Source organism: Conexibacter stalactiti, from assembly GCF_033542075.1.
Taxonomy (GTDB): domain Bacteria; phylum Actinomycetota; class Thermoleophilia; order Solirubrobacterales; family Solirubrobacteraceae; genus Conexibacter; species Conexibacter stalactiti.
In genome coordinates this window covers 24,245-38,302 of record NZ_JAWSTH010000021.1, presented here as the reverse complement: position 1 = coordinate 38,302, position 14,058 = coordinate 24,245, and the positions used below count along the sequence as shown (strand labels likewise).

Annotated in this window: 15 protein-coding genes; 7 read left to right on the top strand and 8 right to left on the bottom strand. The window is 73.5% G+C overall.

Translation table 11 applies throughout. The features are described 5' to 3' along the window. Positions 1-8: 8 nt before the first annotated feature. The gene (locus R7226_RS10375; RefSeq protein WP_318597047.1) at positions 9-518 is read right to left on the bottom strand and encodes a pyridoxamine 5'-phosphate oxidase family protein; all 510 of its coding nucleotides are present in this window, start codon (positions 516-518) and stop codon (positions 9-11) included. A 104-nt stretch (positions 519-622) separates the two neighbouring features. Here R7226_RS10375 and R7226_RS10370 point away from each other — a divergent pair, with 104 nt between their 5' ends. Beyond that, on the top strand, positions 623-1,231 hold the full coding sequence (locus R7226_RS10370) for a dihydrofolate reductase family protein (protein WP_318597046.1): 609 nt from the start codon (positions 623-625) through the stop codon (positions 1,229-1,231). Positions 1,232-1,362: 131 nt separating this feature from the next. Beyond that, entirely contained in the window at positions 1,363-2,094 is a 732-nt protein-coding gene (locus R7226_RS10365) for a transglutaminase-like domain-containing protein (RefSeq protein ID WP_318597045.1), read from the top strand. On the opposite strand, the gene R7226_RS10360 is transcribed toward R7226_RS10365, so the two are convergent. After that, positions 2,060-2,659: a hypothetical protein gene (locus tag R7226_RS10360; RefSeq protein WP_318597044.1), complete on the bottom strand. Its 600-nt coding sequence runs from the start codon at positions 2,657-2,659 to the stop codon at positions 2,060-2,062. The genes R7226_RS10365 and R7226_RS10360 overlap by 35 nt on opposite strands. A gap of 132 nt (positions 2,660-2,791) precedes the next feature. On the opposite strand from R7226_RS10360, the gene R7226_RS10355 reads away from it, so the two are divergent. After that, positions 2,792-4,171, top strand: a complete 1,380-nt coding sequence (locus tag R7226_RS10355) for an alpha/beta hydrolase family protein (RefSeq protein WP_318597043.1) — start codon at positions 2,792-2,794, stop codon at positions 4,169-4,171. Between the two features lies 1 nt (position 4,172). On the opposite strand, the gene R7226_RS10350 is transcribed toward R7226_RS10355, so the two are convergent. Next, positions 4,173-5,207, bottom strand: a complete 1,035-nt coding sequence (locus tag R7226_RS10350) for a fumarylacetoacetate hydrolase family protein (protein ID WP_318597042.1) — start codon at positions 5,205-5,207, stop codon at positions 4,173-4,175. A 40-nt stretch (positions 5,208-5,247) separates the two neighbouring features. Beyond that, positions 5,248-6,270 carry an MBL fold metallo-hydrolase gene (locus R7226_RS10345; RefSeq protein ID WP_318597041.1) on the bottom strand — a complete coding sequence of 341 codons (1,023 nt, stop codon included), beginning with the start codon at positions 6,268-6,270 and terminating at the stop codon, positions 5,248-5,250. Positions 6,271-6,332: 62 nt separating this feature from the next. On the opposite strand from R7226_RS10345, the gene R7226_RS10340 reads away from it, so the two are divergent. The 3 genes from R7226_RS10340 (at position 6,333) to R7226_RS10330 (ending at position 8,872) form a co-directional block, all read left to right on the top strand. Further along, positions 6,333-6,818 carry a MarR family winged helix-turn-helix transcriptional regulator gene (locus R7226_RS10340; RefSeq protein WP_318597040.1) on the top strand — a complete coding sequence of 162 codons (486 nt, stop codon included), beginning with the start codon at positions 6,333-6,335 and terminating at the stop codon, positions 6,816-6,818. A 72-nt stretch (positions 6,819-6,890) separates the two neighbouring features. After that, positions 6,891-8,339 carry a DHA2 family efflux MFS transporter permease subunit gene (locus tag R7226_RS10335; RefSeq protein WP_318597039.1) on the top strand — a complete coding sequence of 483 codons (1,449 nt, stop codon included), beginning with the start codon at positions 6,891-6,893 and terminating at the stop codon, positions 8,337-8,339. Then, complete coding sequence (locus R7226_RS10330; protein WP_318597038.1) at positions 8,336-8,872, top strand: GNAT family N-acetyltransferase; 537 nt, start codon at positions 8,336-8,338, stop codon at positions 8,870-8,872. The genes R7226_RS10335 and R7226_RS10330 overlap by 4 nt, the downstream gene beginning before the upstream one ends. Here the strand turns inward: R7226_RS10330 and R7226_RS10325 are convergent. The 3 genes from R7226_RS10325 to R7226_RS10315 all read right to left on the bottom strand — a co-directional run bounded on the left by R7226_RS10325 (position 8,851) and on the right by R7226_RS10315 (position 11,594). Continuing rightward, positions 8,851-9,171 (bottom strand): DUF6916 family protein, encoded by a 321-nt coding sequence (locus tag R7226_RS10325; protein WP_318597036.1) that lies wholly within the window; start codon positions 9,169-9,171, stop codon positions 8,851-8,853. The two genes, R7226_RS10330 and R7226_RS10325, sit on opposite strands and share 22 nt — an antisense overlap. Positions 9,172-9,251: 80 nt before the next feature. After that, entirely contained in the window at positions 9,252-10,292 is a 1,041-nt protein-coding gene (locus R7226_RS10320; protein WP_318597035.1) for an Atu2307/SP_0267 family LLM class monooxygenase, read from the bottom strand. 33 nt (positions 10,293-10,325) lie between these two features. Further along, positions 10,326-11,594 carry an MFS transporter gene (locus R7226_RS10315; RefSeq protein WP_318597034.1) on the bottom strand — a complete coding sequence of 423 codons (1,269 nt, stop codon included), beginning with the start codon at positions 11,592-11,594 and terminating at the stop codon, positions 10,326-10,328. Positions 11,595-11,718: 124 nt separating this feature from the next. Here R7226_RS10315 and R7226_RS10310 point away from each other — a divergent pair, with 124 nt between their 5' ends. Beyond that, positions 11,719-12,609, top strand: coding sequence for a LysR family transcriptional regulator (locus R7226_RS10310; RefSeq protein ID WP_318597033.1), 891 nt, complete (start codon positions 11,719-11,721; stop codon positions 12,607-12,609). Here R7226_RS10310 and R7226_RS10305 read toward each other — a convergent pair. After that, on the bottom strand, positions 12,599-13,957 hold the full coding sequence (locus R7226_RS10305) for an NAD(P)/FAD-dependent oxidoreductase (RefSeq protein WP_318597032.1): 1,359 nt from the start codon (positions 13,955-13,957) through the stop codon (positions 12,599-12,601). The two genes, R7226_RS10310 and R7226_RS10305, sit on opposite strands and share 11 nt — an antisense overlap. Between the last annotated feature and the right edge of the window lie 101 nt (positions 13,958-14,058).

Sequence of the window (14,058 nt, the reverse complement as noted above, 5' to 3'; positions counted from 1 at the left end):
CCCCGGACTCACCCCAGCCGGTATCTCGTCTGCCCGTGCGGCTGCTTGGCGAAGGCGAGCACCTTCGCCGGCTCGATCCGGAAGACGGCGGCGAAGTGGCCGTCGGTCTCGAAGCCGCCGTCGCCGACGCCAAAGCGCCAGTCGTCGCCGTACTTCTCCAGGTACATGGCGGCGAGGCGCTGGAGCGTCGTCGTGTCCTCCACGCGCACCGCTCGCCCCTCCACGACGACGTCGAGGCCGGCGGCCCAGCTGTTCGCGCCGGTCGTCAGCGCGACCTGCGCCTGCCGCTCCAGGTTGCGCGCCTTCTGCTCCTCGAGCCCCGTGCAGAAGTGCGGCGCGCCGTCGGCGACGACGCCGATCAGCGGCGTCACGTGCGGGCGGCCGTCAGCGCGCACCGTCGAGAGCCAGTACAGCTCGGCCTGCTCGAGCGCGCGGGCGGTCTCGGCCCACGGCGTCGGGCCGGCCGCGGGGTCGCTGAAGCGGCCGTCGAACTCCGGGGTCGGGTCGAGCTGCTGCATCGCGGGTCCTCCTCGAATCGTGGTCTCGGAAGCTTGGACGGGGCGCGCGCACGAGAATCATCGGCGGCCGATGATTTCCCGAAGGCGCCGCCGTCGAAGCTGACATGAGCAAAGTCACCAGCCAGATATCGATGTCGCTCGACGGCTACGTCGCCGGGCCGGACCCGAGCCTCGAGGACCCGCTCGGCATCCGCGGCGAGGATCTGCACACCTGGATGTTCGAGGCCGCGAGAGAGGGGCGCGCCGAGGACCAGCGGCTGCGCGCGGAGATCAGCGCCGGCGTCGGCGCCTACGTGATGGGCCGCAAGATGTTCGACGGCGGCGAGGGCCCGCTGGACGAGTCGTGGCACGGCTGGTGGGGCGAGGACCCGCCCTACCACGTGCCCGTCTTCGTCCTCACGCACCACCCGCGCGAGTCGCTGCCGATGCAGGGCGGGACGACCTTCCACTTCGTCACCGAGGGCTTCGACGCGGCGCTCGCGCAGGCGCGCGCGGCGGCCGGCGACCGCGACGTCCACGTCTGCGGCGGCGCCTCGGCGGTCCAGCAGGCGCTGCGCGCCGGCCAGCTCGACGAGCTGTTCCTCCACACCACCCCGATCTTCCTCGGCGGCGGCACGCGGCTGTTCGAGGACGTCGCCGACCCGAGACTGGAAGTGATCGAGACGATCCACTCCCCCGCCACCACCCACGTCCGCTATCGCGTGGTGCGCTGAGAGATCGCTCGCGTGGCGCGACGGCGCGCGGTAGCCTGGCGGGCGTTCCTCACGACGTCACCAGGCCGCCGCCGCTGGCCCTCACCGTCGGCTGCACCTTCGGCATCGAGACGCCGCAGGCGGTCTCCGCCGTGCTGCAGGTCGCGCCGTTGCTCCAGACCGGCACCGAAGTGCGCGCCGAACGCTGGCAGACGGACGCCGACCACCACGGCTACGTCGACCTCTACGGCAACCGCTGCGAGCGCTTCACGATCCCCGCCGGCGCCTCGCGGATCGTCTACGAGGCCGACGTCGCGCTGGAGTCGCCGCAGGACCGGATCCTCCCCCGCACGCCGGAGACGCCGATCATGACGCTCCCGGACGAGCAGATCGCCTTCCTGATGCCGAGCCGCTTCTGCCTGCCCGACGAACTGGGCCACGAGGCATGGCAGCGGTTCGGTCATCTCGCACCCGGCTGGGAGCGGGTGCAGGCGATCGTCGACTTCGTCCATCACGACCTCGAGTGGGTCGCCGGTGCGTCGAACCCGTGGACGACCGCCGCCGACGCGCACCGCGCCGGGCAGGGCGTCTGTCGCGACTTCGCCCACCTCGCGATCACGTTCTGCCGCGCGCTCAACATCCCAGCGCGGTACGTCTTCGGCTACATCCCGGAGATCGACGTGCCACTGCCGGCCGAGCCGATGGACTTCGCCGCCTGGTTCGAGGTCTGGCTCGACGGCGCCTGGCACACCTTCGACGCGCGCAACAACCGCCGCCGCGTCGGGCGGGTCGTCGTCGGGCGTGGCCGTGACGCCGTCGACGTCGCGCTGATGACCTCGTTCGGCCCGGTCACGCTGATCGAGTTCGACGTGCGGGCCGCGTAGCGCCGCCCGCGGCGGCGACGAGCCCCGCGCGCCAGCCGGGCGCGCGGCCGCCAACCGGGGGTCGCACCGCGGCGGCGTCGAGCCCGCCGCGCACGAGCAGCCACGCGACGACCGAGTTGGAGTTCCACATGTCGCCGGCGCCCAGCTCGTCACGACCCCAGACATGGGTCGGGACCTGCGGCACGAGCGCGAGCAGGCGACGAGCGGCGTCCTCATCGCCGCTGATCCGGCGCGGGCTGCCGACCGCCTCGGCGAGATCCGGGATCTCGCCGCCGCGCCAGCGGCGGATCTCGTAGCGGAAGAGCCGCAGCCGACCGGCGCGGCGCGTGCCGACCGGTCCCTCGGCGACGACGCCGCGTCCGCCGGACCCGCCACCGGCGCCATCCCACGCCGGCGCCATCTCGATCACCCACCGCTGCCCGTCCGCGCGCAGCTCCAGCGCGGCGTGGTAGAGGTCGCGCGGCGGGCGCCGCTGCATCCGCGCGACGAGCGCCTCGTAGGCGCGGCCGTTGAAGCGCACGAACCGCCCGCCGGCGCCGAGCGGAAGCCACCAGAGGTCGACCATCGCCTCCACTCTCACGTGCCGCCACCGGGGGCGCAACCGTGCAGACCACGGAACGACGCGGGGAACCACGGACGCGCGCCAGCCGGGCGCCACGGCTCAAGCGCGCCGGCAGGCGGGTCGATTTTCCCGCTCATGACCGATCGTCCCACCTCCGGCGTCAGCCGCCGCGGCCTCCTCACCGGTTTGCTCGCGGGCGGCGCCGCCGCTGCCGCCGCGCCGCTCGTCGCGCCCGCCATCGCCGGCGCGGCCGATCCGCCGAGACCGACGCCCGCGACGCCGAACGCCTTCACCTTCTTCAGCGACCCCGACCTCAACTTCCAGGCGCTGTTCATGGTCGGGGCGTCCGGCTACGGGGCGGCCGAGGCCGGCGAGGTGCTGACCACGTTCGACCGCGTGCACGAGCGCGGCGACAGCTACGTCGCCTTCTACGAGGAGTTCCTGCGCGAGGGACGGCGGCTGCGCGAGCTGGGCGATCGCTGGCGCGCCCGCGGGCAGCGGGCCAGCGCCAAGAGCGCCTACCTGCGCTCGGCGATGTACCTCGACCAGCCGCTCTTCTACGCGCTCGCGACGAGCAGACCGACGCGCGCCCACGAGGGCGCGCTCTACCGCGAGATGGAGCGCTCGTGGGCGCTGGCGGCGTCGCAGGCGGGGCCCAGCTGGAAGCAGGTGAAGATCCCGTACGGCAGCACGACGCTGCCCGGCTGGCTGCTGACCGCCGACGGCGCCGGCCGCAGATCGCGCCGCCCGACGATCATCCTCAACAACGGCTCCGACGCGCAGAACATCGACATGTGGGTCTACGGCGGGGCCGCGGCGCTGGAGCGCGGCTGGAACGCGCTGATCTTCGAAGGCCCCGGGCAGGGCGCCAACCTGTTCCTGCGCAACATCGTCTTCCGGCCCGACTGGGAGCAGGTGATCACGCCGGTCGTCGACTTCCTGCGCGCCCGCCCCGAGGTCGACCGCCGCCGCATCGCGCTCGCCGGCCAGAGCTTCGGCGGCTACCTCGTGCAGCGCGCCGCCGCCTACGAGCACCGCCTCGCCGGCGTCGTCGCCGACCCCGGCGCGATCGACTGCTTCGTCAGCTGGAGCAGCTCGCTGCCGAGAGCGATGCTGGAGCTGCTCGCCGCCGGCAGAAAGGCCGAGTTCGACGGCTACTGGGCCGAGGCGCAGAAGGAGTTCTCGCCGCAGATGAGATTCCAGCTCGCCAAGCGCTCGGAGATCTACGGCTCCGGCTCCTTCTACGACCGCATGAAGCTGGCGAGCCAATTCAGACTGACGCCGGCCGAGTCGCGCCGCATCACGTCGCCGACCGCGATCCTCTCGCCCGCGCAGGAGCAGTTCTTCCCCGGCCAGCCGGAGGAGGCGTACAAGCGGCTGACGGTGAAGCGAAAGGCGCTGATCAGATTCACCGCCGCCGAGGGCGCGCAGTTCCACTGCGAGCCGATGGCGCCGCAGCTGCGCAACGAGCGCGTCTACGACTGGCTGGAGCGCAACCTGCAGCCGACGAAGTAGGTCACTCGCCCGGCGGCGGCGGACCGGAGTCGCCGCGCGCGCCGATCGTGTTGCGCAGCAGGCCGACGCCGTCGATCTCCAGCTCCAGCGCGTCGCCGGGCGACAGCCAGCGGTTCAGCTCCAGGCCGCAGCCGCCCGGCAGCGTGCCGGCCGACAGCAGCTCGCCTCCGAAGAGCTGCTCGCCGGCGCTCGCGTGGGCGACCATCGCGCCGAAGGAGTGCAGCTGCTCGGCGGTCGAGGTGCGCGACCACAGCTCGCCGTTGACGCGCACACTGCCGGTCAGCGAGCGCACGCGCGGCAGGATCTCGTCGGCGGTCACGACCTCGGCGGCGAGGGCGGTCGCGAACGTCTTCGTCTTGCCGAGCGGACCGAGCACGCCGTCGCGGTGCTCGCGCCATTGGACGTCGCGGGCGCTGAGGTCGTCGAGCACGACGAAGCCGCCGATCGCGGCCTCCGCCTCCGCCTCGTTCGCGGCGTCGCGCAGCGGGTGCGCCAGCACCGCGCCCAGCTCCAGCTCGAAGTCGAGGTCGCGGCAGAAGGCCGGCCACGGCAGCGTCGCGCCGTCCGGGTAGCAGGTGAGGTGGTTGCCGAAGTAGAACGACGGCTGCTCGAAGAAGAGCCGCCCCGGCCGCAGCGGCGGGAAGGTCCGCCCCGTCACGCGCTCGAAGGCGGCGACCGCCGGCCGCGCGCGCGGCAGGTAGCGGCGCACGAGCCCGCGCGCCGACTGCTCCCAATGTCTCTGCGAGGTCGCGAAGCCGCGCAGCGAGCGCGGCGCGAACGGCAGCAGCGCCGGTTCGAGCGCGAAGGTCGCGGAGAGGTCGGTGGCGGTGAGCCGCGTGGCGAGGGCGCGGACCTGGGCGCGGATGCTCTCGCCGCCCGCGAGGAAGCTGACGACGTCCTCGGCGACGGCGCCGAGCGCGGCGAACTCCGGCGCGAGCGCCACCGCCGGCACGAGCGGCAGCCAGCGCTCGTGCGGCTCGTCCCAGACGGCGACCGAGCGCCCGCCGCCGGTCAGCGCGACGCGCCGCAGCCTCATCGCATGTCCCGCCCGCGCGGCGCTGCGTCCCGGGGCGCGCTCACCGCTCGATCTCTCTCTTGATCGCCGCGATCTGCGCGAACAGGCGCGCCCGCGCCGGCGGCGACGACGGGATCGGGCCCTTGCCCGACAGCTCGCGGTGAACGGCGGTCACGCTCATCACGATCCGCTCCGGGCAGATCCAGTCGCGGTACCGCGCGAACTGCGGCTCGCGGATCAGCGTCCGCGCGGTCTCCATCGCGCTGCGGCCGGCGGCGTGGTGGGTGCGCACGCCAGCGTCGAGCCAGCGCCAGTAGTCGCGCAGCGCCTCGACCTCGGCGCGGCCGCCGACGTCGCCGTGGCCGGGCACGTAGACGTCGGCGTCGAGGCTGAGCAGCAGGTCGAGCGCGCGCAGCCAGTTCGCCAGCGGCCCGGCCCACATCGCGGGCGTGACGCCGAAGAAGAGGATGTCGGCGCCGAAGACGACGCCGGCGTCGGGGACGTGGATGACGAGGTCGCCGGCCGTGTGCGCGGGGCCGACCTCGGTCAGCCGCAGCTCGCGGCCGCCGACCTGCTCGGTGCGCTCGCCCTTGAAGGTGCGGTCGGGGTGGCGCAGGCGCACGCCGTCGAAGTCGAACGGCGCGAGCATGTCGCTGACGTAACGGCCCATCGCGCCGGCCGCCCCGGGCGCGTGTCTGACCGTGCCGGCGAGCTTGCGCAGCCGCGCGAGCCCGGCCGGCGGCGCCTCCTCGTGCATCGTCTCAAGGCTCGCGGCCGAGGTGAGGATCGCGGCATCGTCCGGGACCTCGGCGTTGCCCCACCAGTGGTCGCCGTCGGAGTGGGTGTTGATCACCAGCTCGATCGGCGCGACGACGGTGTGCGGCGCCATCGCGGAGAGCATCTCGCGGGCGCGCGGCTGGTCCCACAACGTGTCGATCAACGTCGAGGCGCCCTCGCCGACGACCAGCCCGGCGTTGACCTCGCCCCAGCCGCCGTCGGGCTGCAGCCAGACGAAGACCCCTCTGCCGACCTCGCGCAACCCGCCCTCGAACCGCGCCGGCGCCCCATGCAGCGTCACGTTCATGACCATCACGCTACTCCCCGGGGTCACGGCGACGCGCCGATGATCGGCTACGCTCGAACGTGATGAACGACGACCAGGTCTTCAACGAGAACCTCTGCTGGCTGCTGGCGCGCGGCGCCTACACGCTGACGACCGAGCTGACGGCCGAGCTGGCGAGACTGGGTCTCTCCCCTCGCACGCACCAGGTGCTGATCGCGGCCGACACCGGCGAGCACACGCAGACCGAGCTGCTGAGAACGGTCGGGCTCGACAAGACGACGATGGTCGTCACGGTCGACGAGCTGGAGGCCGCCGGCCTCGCCGAGCGCGTGCCGTCGAGAAGCGATCGCCGCGCGCGCGTCGTCGCGGTCACGCAGGCCGGCAGACGCAAGCTCAAGGAAGCGGACGCGATCATCCACGCCGTCCACGAGGACGTGCTCGCGGTCCTCCCCGCCGACGATCGCGAGGCCTTCATGCGCTCGCTGATCACGCTCGTCAGCGGCCGTCTCGCCGAGCCGGTCGCGACCGCGCAGCCGGTCCGCCGCCGGGTGCCGCGCGCACCCGCCTGACGCATACCCACCGGCACAGAGATAGTTCCGGAGAAAATAGTTTTGTAGCAGACGATCTGGTACGGTCGGGCAATGCTCAACCGCCAGCTCGCGCTCCTCACCCTCTGCGCCGGGATGCTGATGATCATCCTCGACACGACGATCGTCTCCGTCGCGCAGCCGTCGATCCAGGCCGATCTCGGCTTCTCCGCCGCCGGCCTCGCGTGGGTCGTGAACGCCTACCTGATCGCGTTCGGCGGCCTGCTGCTGCTGGCTGGCCGGCTCGGCGACCTGCTCGGCCGCGCGCGCGTCTTTCAAGCCGGCCTCGCGCTCTTCACGCTCGCGTCGCTGCTGTGCGGCCTGGCGACCAGCCAGGAGCTGCTGATCGCCGCGCGGTTCCTGCAGGGCGCAGGCGGCGCGCTGACCTCCGCGGTCGTGCTCGGGATGATCGTCGCGATGTACGACGAGCCCGGCGAGCGGACCCGCGCGATCGCCGTCTACGCCTTCGTCGGCTCGGCCGGCGCCTCGCTCGGCCTGGTGCTCGGCGGCCTCCTGACCGACGCGCTCAGCTGGCACTGGATCTTCTTCGTCAACGTCCCGATCGGCCTCGCGACGCTGCTCGCCGCCCGCCGCGTGCTCGCCGACGAGCCCGGCCTCGGGCTGCGCGGCGGCGCCGACGTGCCCGGCGCGCTGCTGATCGTCGCGGCGCTGATGCTCGGGGTCTACACGCTCGTCGAGGCCGGCGGCGCCGGCTGGGGCTCGGCGCAGACGCTCGGCCTCGGCGCCGTCGCACTGGCGCTGCTGGCCGCCTTCGCCGCGCGCGAGCGCAGCGCCGCGCAGCCGCTGACGCCGCTGCGCCTCTTCACCGTCCCCAACGTCGCCGCCGCCAACCTCGTGCAGACGGTGATGATCGCCGGCATGTTCGGCCAGCAGTTCTTCGTCGCGCTCTACCTCCAGCTCGTGCTCGGCTTCGACGCGACCGAGGTCGGCCTCGGGATGCTGCCGATCGCGCTCGCGATCGGGCTCTTCTCGCTCGGCCTCTCCACCCGCGCGATCGCGCGCGCCGGCGCGAAGGGGGTGCTCGTCGGCGGCCTGCTGCTGATCGCCGCTGGGTTGATGGCGATCCAGCGGGCGCCGGTCGACGGCCTCTACTGGCGCGACGTGCTGCCGGCGCTGCTGGTGATGGGCGCCGGCGCCGGCCTCGCGATGCCGGCGCTGCCGACGCTCGCGATGGCACGCTCGACGCCCGCCGACGCCGGCCTCGCCTCCGGGCTGCTGAACACGACGCAGCAGATCGGCGCGGCGATCGGGCTGTCGCTGCTGGCGACGCTGGCGGCGTCGCGCAGCGAGACGCTGCGGGCCGGCGGCGAGGGTGCGGTCGTGGCGCTCGCCGGCGGTTACCGGCTCGCCTTCGCGGTCGCCGCCGGGCTGGCGCTGGCGGCCGCGGCGCTGGCGGTGGCGCTGCTGCGCGGCGAGCGGGCGGTGGCGCCGGGCGCGCCTGCGCCCGCCGCCGAGCACGATCTGTACGCTGCCGGACCGTGACCGATGCGCCGCTTTCCGGAACCTCCGCGATCGCATTGCGGCCCGCGACGCCGGCCGACCGACCGCTGCTGCTGCGCATCTACGCCAGCACGCGCGAGCAAGAGCTGGCGCGGACGCCCTTCACGCCGGAGCAGAAGGCCGCGTTCCTCGAGCAGCAGTTCACGGCGCAGAGCGCTCACTACGAGCGCCACTACAGCGACACCTCGTATGACGTCGTCGAGGTCGGCGGCGCGCCGGCCGGGCGGCTGATCGTCGCCCGCTGGCCACAGGAGCTGCGGATCGTCGACGTCGCGTTGCTGCCGCGCTTCCGCGGCGCGGGGATCGGCACCCGCCTGCTCGCGCCCGTGCTGGCGGAGGCCGACGGGCGCGGCGCGAAGGTCTCGCTCCACGTCGAGCGCTTCAACCCCGCGCAGCGGCTCTACCAGCGGCTCGGCTTCGCGCCCGTCGCCGCCGAGGAGCAGGGGATCCGACAGCTGTGGGAGCGGGCGCCGAGCGGGCGGCCCGCCCGGCGCTACGTGAAGACCGCCTCGTAGCGCAGCGTGTCGCCCTCGCGCGCGACCGGGACGAGGAAGATCTCCAGCCGCCCGAGCGCGTCGTGCTCGAGCGGGACGATCCCCTGCGCCAGCGGCGCGTCGGCCGGACCGACGAAGTGGAGCGCGAACGGCGCGCGCCCGTCGGCGGCAGGGGCGCCGTCACCGAGCGCCGTCGCGGCGTCGAGGCGGAAGGAGAGCGCGACCGTCTCGCCGGCGGGCGTCGTCGCCGGGACGACGAACGGCTCGCCGACGTGCGGGAGGCAGCGCTCCAGCGTCAGATGCTCCAGATCCGAGGACATCGCGCGATCATGACGCCGCCCACCGCGCGCCGCGCCGGTCGGGCGCGGCGTCGCGGTGGGTGTGGCGGGTGCCGCGCGACTCAGGCGGCGGCCGGCGTCTCGCGGCGCGCCAGCTCCTCGCGCACCAGCGGCGCGACCTCGGTCGCGAACAGCTCGATCGAGCGCAGCACGTCCCTGTGGTCGACGGCGCCGAGGCTCATCTGGCCGACGTAGCGATCCATCCCGAACAGCTCGTGCTCGTAGAGGATCTTCTCCGCGACCTGCTCCGGCGTGCCGACGGCGAGCGCCGCCTGCGACCCGCGCAGCGCCTCGTACTCGCGCCGGCCGGAGGGCGGCCAGCCGCGCTCGCGCCCGACGCGGTTCATCACCTCGAGGTAGGAGTGGGCGAAGGCGGAGTCGGCCTGCGCCAGCGTCTCGCCGACGAAGGCGTGCGTGTTGATCGCCAGCCGCTCCTCGCCCGGCGCGTGGCCGGCGGCCGCCCACGCCTCGCGGTAGAGGTCGACGAGCGGTCTGAAGCGGGCCGGCATGCCGCCGATGATCGCGATCGTCAGCGGCAGCCCGAGCGTGCCGGCGCGCACGACCGACTCCGGCGAGCCGCCGACGGCGACCCACACCGGCAGCGGGTCCTGCACGGGGCGCGGCCAGACCGCGACGCCGTTCAGCGGCGCGCGGTGGCGGCCCGACCAGGTCACGTTCGACGGGTCGCGCGTGAGCGCGAGCAGCAGCCGCAGCTTCTCGTCGTACAGCTCGTCGTAGTCGTCGAGGTCGTAGCCGAAGAGCGGGAACGACTCGATGAAGGAGCCGCGTCCGGCCATGATCTCGGCGCGGCCGCCGGAGATCAGGTCGACCTCGGCGAACTGCTGGAAGACGCGCACGGGATCGTCGGAGCTGAGCACCGTGACGGCGCTGGAGAGGCGGATCCGCTCGGTCTGCGCGGCGACCGCGGCAAGCGCGACCGACGGCGAGGAGACGAGGTAGTCGGGGCGGTGGTGCTCGCCGATCGCGAAGAGGTCGAGACCGGCCTGGTCGGCCAGCCGCGCCTCCTCCAGCAGATCGCGCATGCGCTCCTGCGGGCTGATGCCGGCGCCCAGATCGGCGAAGGTGGCGAGTCCAAGTTCCATGCTGATCAGCCTAGCAGGTAGTTGTGTGCGCAATCAACTGCGCCCGAGCAGCTTCGGCGCGGCCGCCGCGATCACGAGCGCCAGCAGCACGGCGAAGCTCAGCAGGCCGACCCGCGGGGCGACCTCCTGCAGCAGCACGCCGAGGCCGATCACCGGCAGCGAGATGCCGATGTAGCCGGCGAGGAAGATCCCCGCCAGCGCCTCCGCGCGGCGCTCGGGCGCGGCCAACGCGGCGACCGTCGCGATCGCGCCCTTGAACAGCATCCCCGCCCCCGCGCCCGCGACGACGCCGCCGCCGAGGAACAGCGCGAGGCTCGGCTGCGGCAACCAGACGGCCGCGACGACCACGACGAGCCCGGCCAGCAGCGTCGCGATCCCGGCCGCGACCGCCTGACGGGCGCTGCGCGCCGCGATCGCTGCCTGCGCGACGACGCCGCCGGCGAAGACGACGAAGGCGGCCGCGCCGGCCAGCGCGTGCGAGGTGTGGCCGAGCGTGCCGGCGATGAAGCTCGGCGCCAGCGAAGTGAAGAGGCCGAAGGTCGCGAACGCGATCGCGGCGGCCGCGCCGGCGGCGAAGTAGCGTCCGCGCGCGGCGGCCGGAACCGAGACCCGCTGCGGCCGGTAGCGCGGCCGCGGCGACGGCAGCGCGCGCTCGTCCGGACTCAGCGCGACGACGACGAGCGCGATCAGCAGCGCCGCGATAGAGACCGCGTACGGGATGACGAGCGGATCGCCGACCCACTGCGCCAGCATCCCCGCGACGAGCGGGCCGAGGCCGATCCCGCCGAGGTTGGCCGCGGTGCCGACCAGCTGCGCCCGCTTCGGCGAGGCGCCCGGCCGGCGCGCGCTGTGCAGCTCCGCGATCCAGGCGGTCGCGGTCGCCGTCACGGCGCCGACGGCGAGGCCGCTCAGCACGCGCGCGACGAGCAGCGCGGCGAGGCCGTGCCACAGCAGGAAGACGACGGCGCTGACGATGCTCAGCAGCAGCGCGGGGATCAGCACGCGGCGACGGCCGTGCCAGTCGGACAGATGACCGACGGTGAAGAGGCTGACGACGACGCCGGCGGCGTAGGCGGCGAAGACGATCGTGACGACGAACGAGGAGAAGCCGTCGCGCGCCTGGTAGATCGCATACAGCGGCGTCGGCACGGCGCAGAAGGCCATCACGACGAGGAAGGCGTAGGCGACCGCCCAGAAGCCGAAGCCGTGGCGGCGGGCGCGCGCGCTGTCGGGTGCGGGTGCGGCCGGGGCAGCCGGCCGGGCGGCGCGGGCGGGAGCGGGTGCGAGGAGGGTCGGTGTCATGGGAGTCGATCTCTCGGTGGTGCAGGAAGAGGTGTGTTCAGGGTTCCACCGCGCTTGATCGCTCACAACGCAGATGCGAGCTGGATTCATCACCTCAATCGATCAAGCGCGGTACAGTGGGGCGATGGAGCTGCGCCACCTGCGTGCGTTCGTCGCCGTCGCCGACCAGCGCAGCTTCACGCGCGCGGCCGCGGAGCTGCAGGTGGTTCAGAGCGCCGTCTCGGCCTCGGTGCGCGGGCTGGAGCAGGAGCTGGGGATCGCGGTCTTCACGCGCACGACGCAGCGCGTCGACCTGACCGACGCCGGCCGCGCGCTGCTGCCGGAGGCGCGCCGCGCGCTGGCCGCGCTCGACGGCGGGCGACAAGCCGTCGAGCAGGTCCGCGGCGGCCTGCGCGGGCGCGTCGAGGTCGGCACGATGCAGGCGCAGGCGATGCGCGCGGTCAGCGTCGCGGCGATCGTCGCGCGGTTCCGCCGCGACCACCCCGCCGTCGAGGTGCGCGTCCGCCACACCGGCGCCTCCGCCGACAGCGTGCGGATGGTCGCCGAGGGCCGGCTGGAGCTGGCCTTCGCCGCCTTCACCGGCCGCCCGCCCGCGGGCGTCGTGCTGCACCAGCTCGACAGCGAGGAGATGCAGCTCGCCTGTGCGTCGGACCATCCGTTCGCCGGGTGTGCGCGCGTCACGTGGGCGCAGCTCGCCGATGAGCCGTTCGTCGACCTGCTGCCCGGCTGGGGCACGCGGATGGCGGCCGATCGCGCGGCCGCCGCTGCCGGCGTCGAGCGGCGGATCGTCTACGAGCTGAACGACTCGGAGAGCATCATCGACTTCACGCGCCACGCGCTGGCGGTCGCGCTGCTGCCGCCGTCGCTGGCGCGCCGCGCGCCGGGGGTCGCGTTCGTCCCGATCGCCCGCGGCGCACCGCAGTTCACGACCTCGCTGGCACTCCCCGACGACGGTCCGCGGTCGCCGGCGGCGGAGGCGCTCGCCGAGATCGCGCTCGCGTCCGTCAGACGGTGACCCGCGAGCGTTCGCGAGAGGCTTCGATCTCCTCCGCCACCTGCTGCTCGGTCAACAGCGAGGTCGGGCTGATCAGCCGCTCGCGGCGGTTGCGGGCGACGATCGTCCACATCCAGCGCGCGACGGCCTCGAAGCGGTTGCCCCAGCCGACCAGGTACGCGACGTGGACGAAGGCCCAGATGTAGTACGCGAGCTGGCCGGTCAGCTTGACGCCTCTGACCTTCGCGACCGCGCGCGTGCGCCCGATCGTCGCCATCGTGCCCTTGTCCTTGTAGGCGAACGTCGGCGGCTCCGGGTACTGGTTGATGCGCGCCGAGATCACCTTCGCGACGTACTTGCCCTCCTGGATCGCGGCCTGCGCGACGCCGGGGACGCCGGGGCGCGAGACCATGTCGCCGATCGCGAAGACCTCGGGGTGGACCGGCAGCGTCAGGTCGTGACGGACCAGCAGGCGACCGGCGCGGTCGGTCGTCGTGCCCGACTCCTCGGCCAGCATCGTCGCCAGCGGCGAGGCCTGCACGCCGGCGGCCCACAGGACGGTGCGCGCGGGGATCCGGCGCGTCTCGCCGCCCTCGGTCGGGCGCACGTCGATCCCGTCCTCGTCGATGTCGACGGCCATCGCGCCCAGCTCGACGTCGACGCCGAGCTTGCGCAGGTCGTGCTCGGCGTGGTCGCGCAGCTTCTCGGGGAACGGCGGCAGGACGCTCGGCGCGGCGTCGAGCAGGACGACTCTGGCGGCGCGCGTGTCGATCGCGCGGTGCTCCTTCTTGAGCACACGGCGCGCGAGGATCGCGATCTGGCCGGCCAGCTCGACGCCGGTCGGGCCGGCGCCGACGACGACGAAGGTCAGCAGCGCGTCGCGCTCCTCCTGCGTCTGCGCCTGCTCGGCCAGCTCGAAGGCCCAGAGGATGCGGCTGCGGACGCGGTTGGCGTCGTCGAGCGTCTTCATCCCGGGCGCGTCGGGCGCCCAGTCGTCGTTGCCGAAGTACGAGTGCGTGGCGCCGGCGGCGACGATCAGCGTGTCGTACTCGATCTCCATCTCGTGCTGCGCGACGGCGTGCACGACTCTTCGCTCGAGGTCGAAGCGCTCCACTTCACCCATCAGCACGCGGACGTTGTCCTGGCCGCGGAAGAGCGTCCGCAGCGCCGGCGCGATCTGACCCGGCGACAGGACGCCGGTCGCGACCTGGTAGAGCAGCGGCTGGAAGAGGTGGTGGTTGTTGCGGTCGATCAGCGTGACGTCGACCGGCAGGCGCTTCAGCGCCTTCGCGGCGCGCACGCCGCCGAAGCCGCCGCCGACGATGACGACGCGGTGGCGGCGGGATGGGTTGAGGGCCTTGTCACCCATGTGCGTCTCCTCAGCGACGGGTTGAGATCGAACAGGTTCGACCTCAATTTCGCAGGAGATTAAGGTGCCTTATGTGAGATCCCTCGCACAGATGTGGGCGC

What these genes read in the sequence shown, in the direction of transcription:
- R7226_RS10375 (WP_318597047.1), bottom strand. Translation starts at nt 518, where the DNA reads ATGCAGCAGCTCGACCCGACCCCGGAGTTCGACGGCCGCTTCAGCGAC.
- R7226_RS10370 (WP_318597046.1), top strand. Translation starts at nt 623, where the DNA reads ATGAGCAAAGTCACCAGCCAGATATCGATGTCGCTCGACGGCTACGTC.
- R7226_RS10360 (WP_318597044.1), bottom strand. Translation starts at nt 2,659, where the DNA reads ATGGTCGACCTCTGGTGGCTTCCGCTCGGCGCCGGCGGGCGGTTCGTG.
- R7226_RS10355 (WP_318597043.1), top strand. Translation starts at nt 2,792, where the DNA reads ATGACCGATCGTCCCACCTCCGGCGTCAGCCGCCGCGGCCTCCTCACC.
- R7226_RS10350 (WP_318597042.1), bottom strand. Translation starts at nt 5,207, where the DNA reads ATGAGGCTGCGGCGCGTCGCGCTGACCGGCGGCGGGCGCTCGGTCGCC.
- R7226_RS10345 (WP_318597041.1), bottom strand. Translation starts at nt 6,270, where the DNA reads ATGAACGTGACGCTGCATGGGGCGCCGGCGCGGTTCGAGGGCGGGTTG.
- R7226_RS10340 (WP_318597040.1), top strand. Translation starts at nt 6,333, where the DNA reads ATGAACGACGACCAGGTCTTCAACGAGAACCTCTGCTGGCTGCTGGCG.
- R7226_RS10335 (WP_318597039.1), top strand. Translation starts at nt 6,891, where the DNA reads ATGCTCAACCGCCAGCTCGCGCTCCTCACCCTCTGCGCCGGGATGCTG.
- R7226_RS10325 (WP_318597036.1), bottom strand. Translation starts at nt 9,171, where the DNA reads ATGTCCTCGGATCTGGAGCATCTGACGCTGGAGCGCTGCCTCCCGCAC.
- R7226_RS10320 (WP_318597035.1), bottom strand. Translation starts at nt 10,292, where the DNA reads ATGGAACTTGGACTCGCCACCTTCGCCGATCTGGGCGCCGGCATCAGC.
- R7226_RS10315 (WP_318597034.1), bottom strand. Translation starts at nt 11,594, where the DNA reads ATGACACCGACCCTCCTCGCACCCGCTCCCGCCCGCGCCGCCCGGCCG.
- R7226_RS10310 (WP_318597033.1), top strand. Translation starts at nt 11,719, where the DNA reads ATGGAGCTGCGCCACCTGCGTGCGTTCGTCGCCGTCGCCGACCAGCGC.
- R7226_RS10305 (WP_318597032.1), bottom strand. Translation starts at nt 13,957, where the DNA reads ATGGGTGACAAGGCCCTCAACCCATCCCGCCGCCACCGCGTCGTCATC.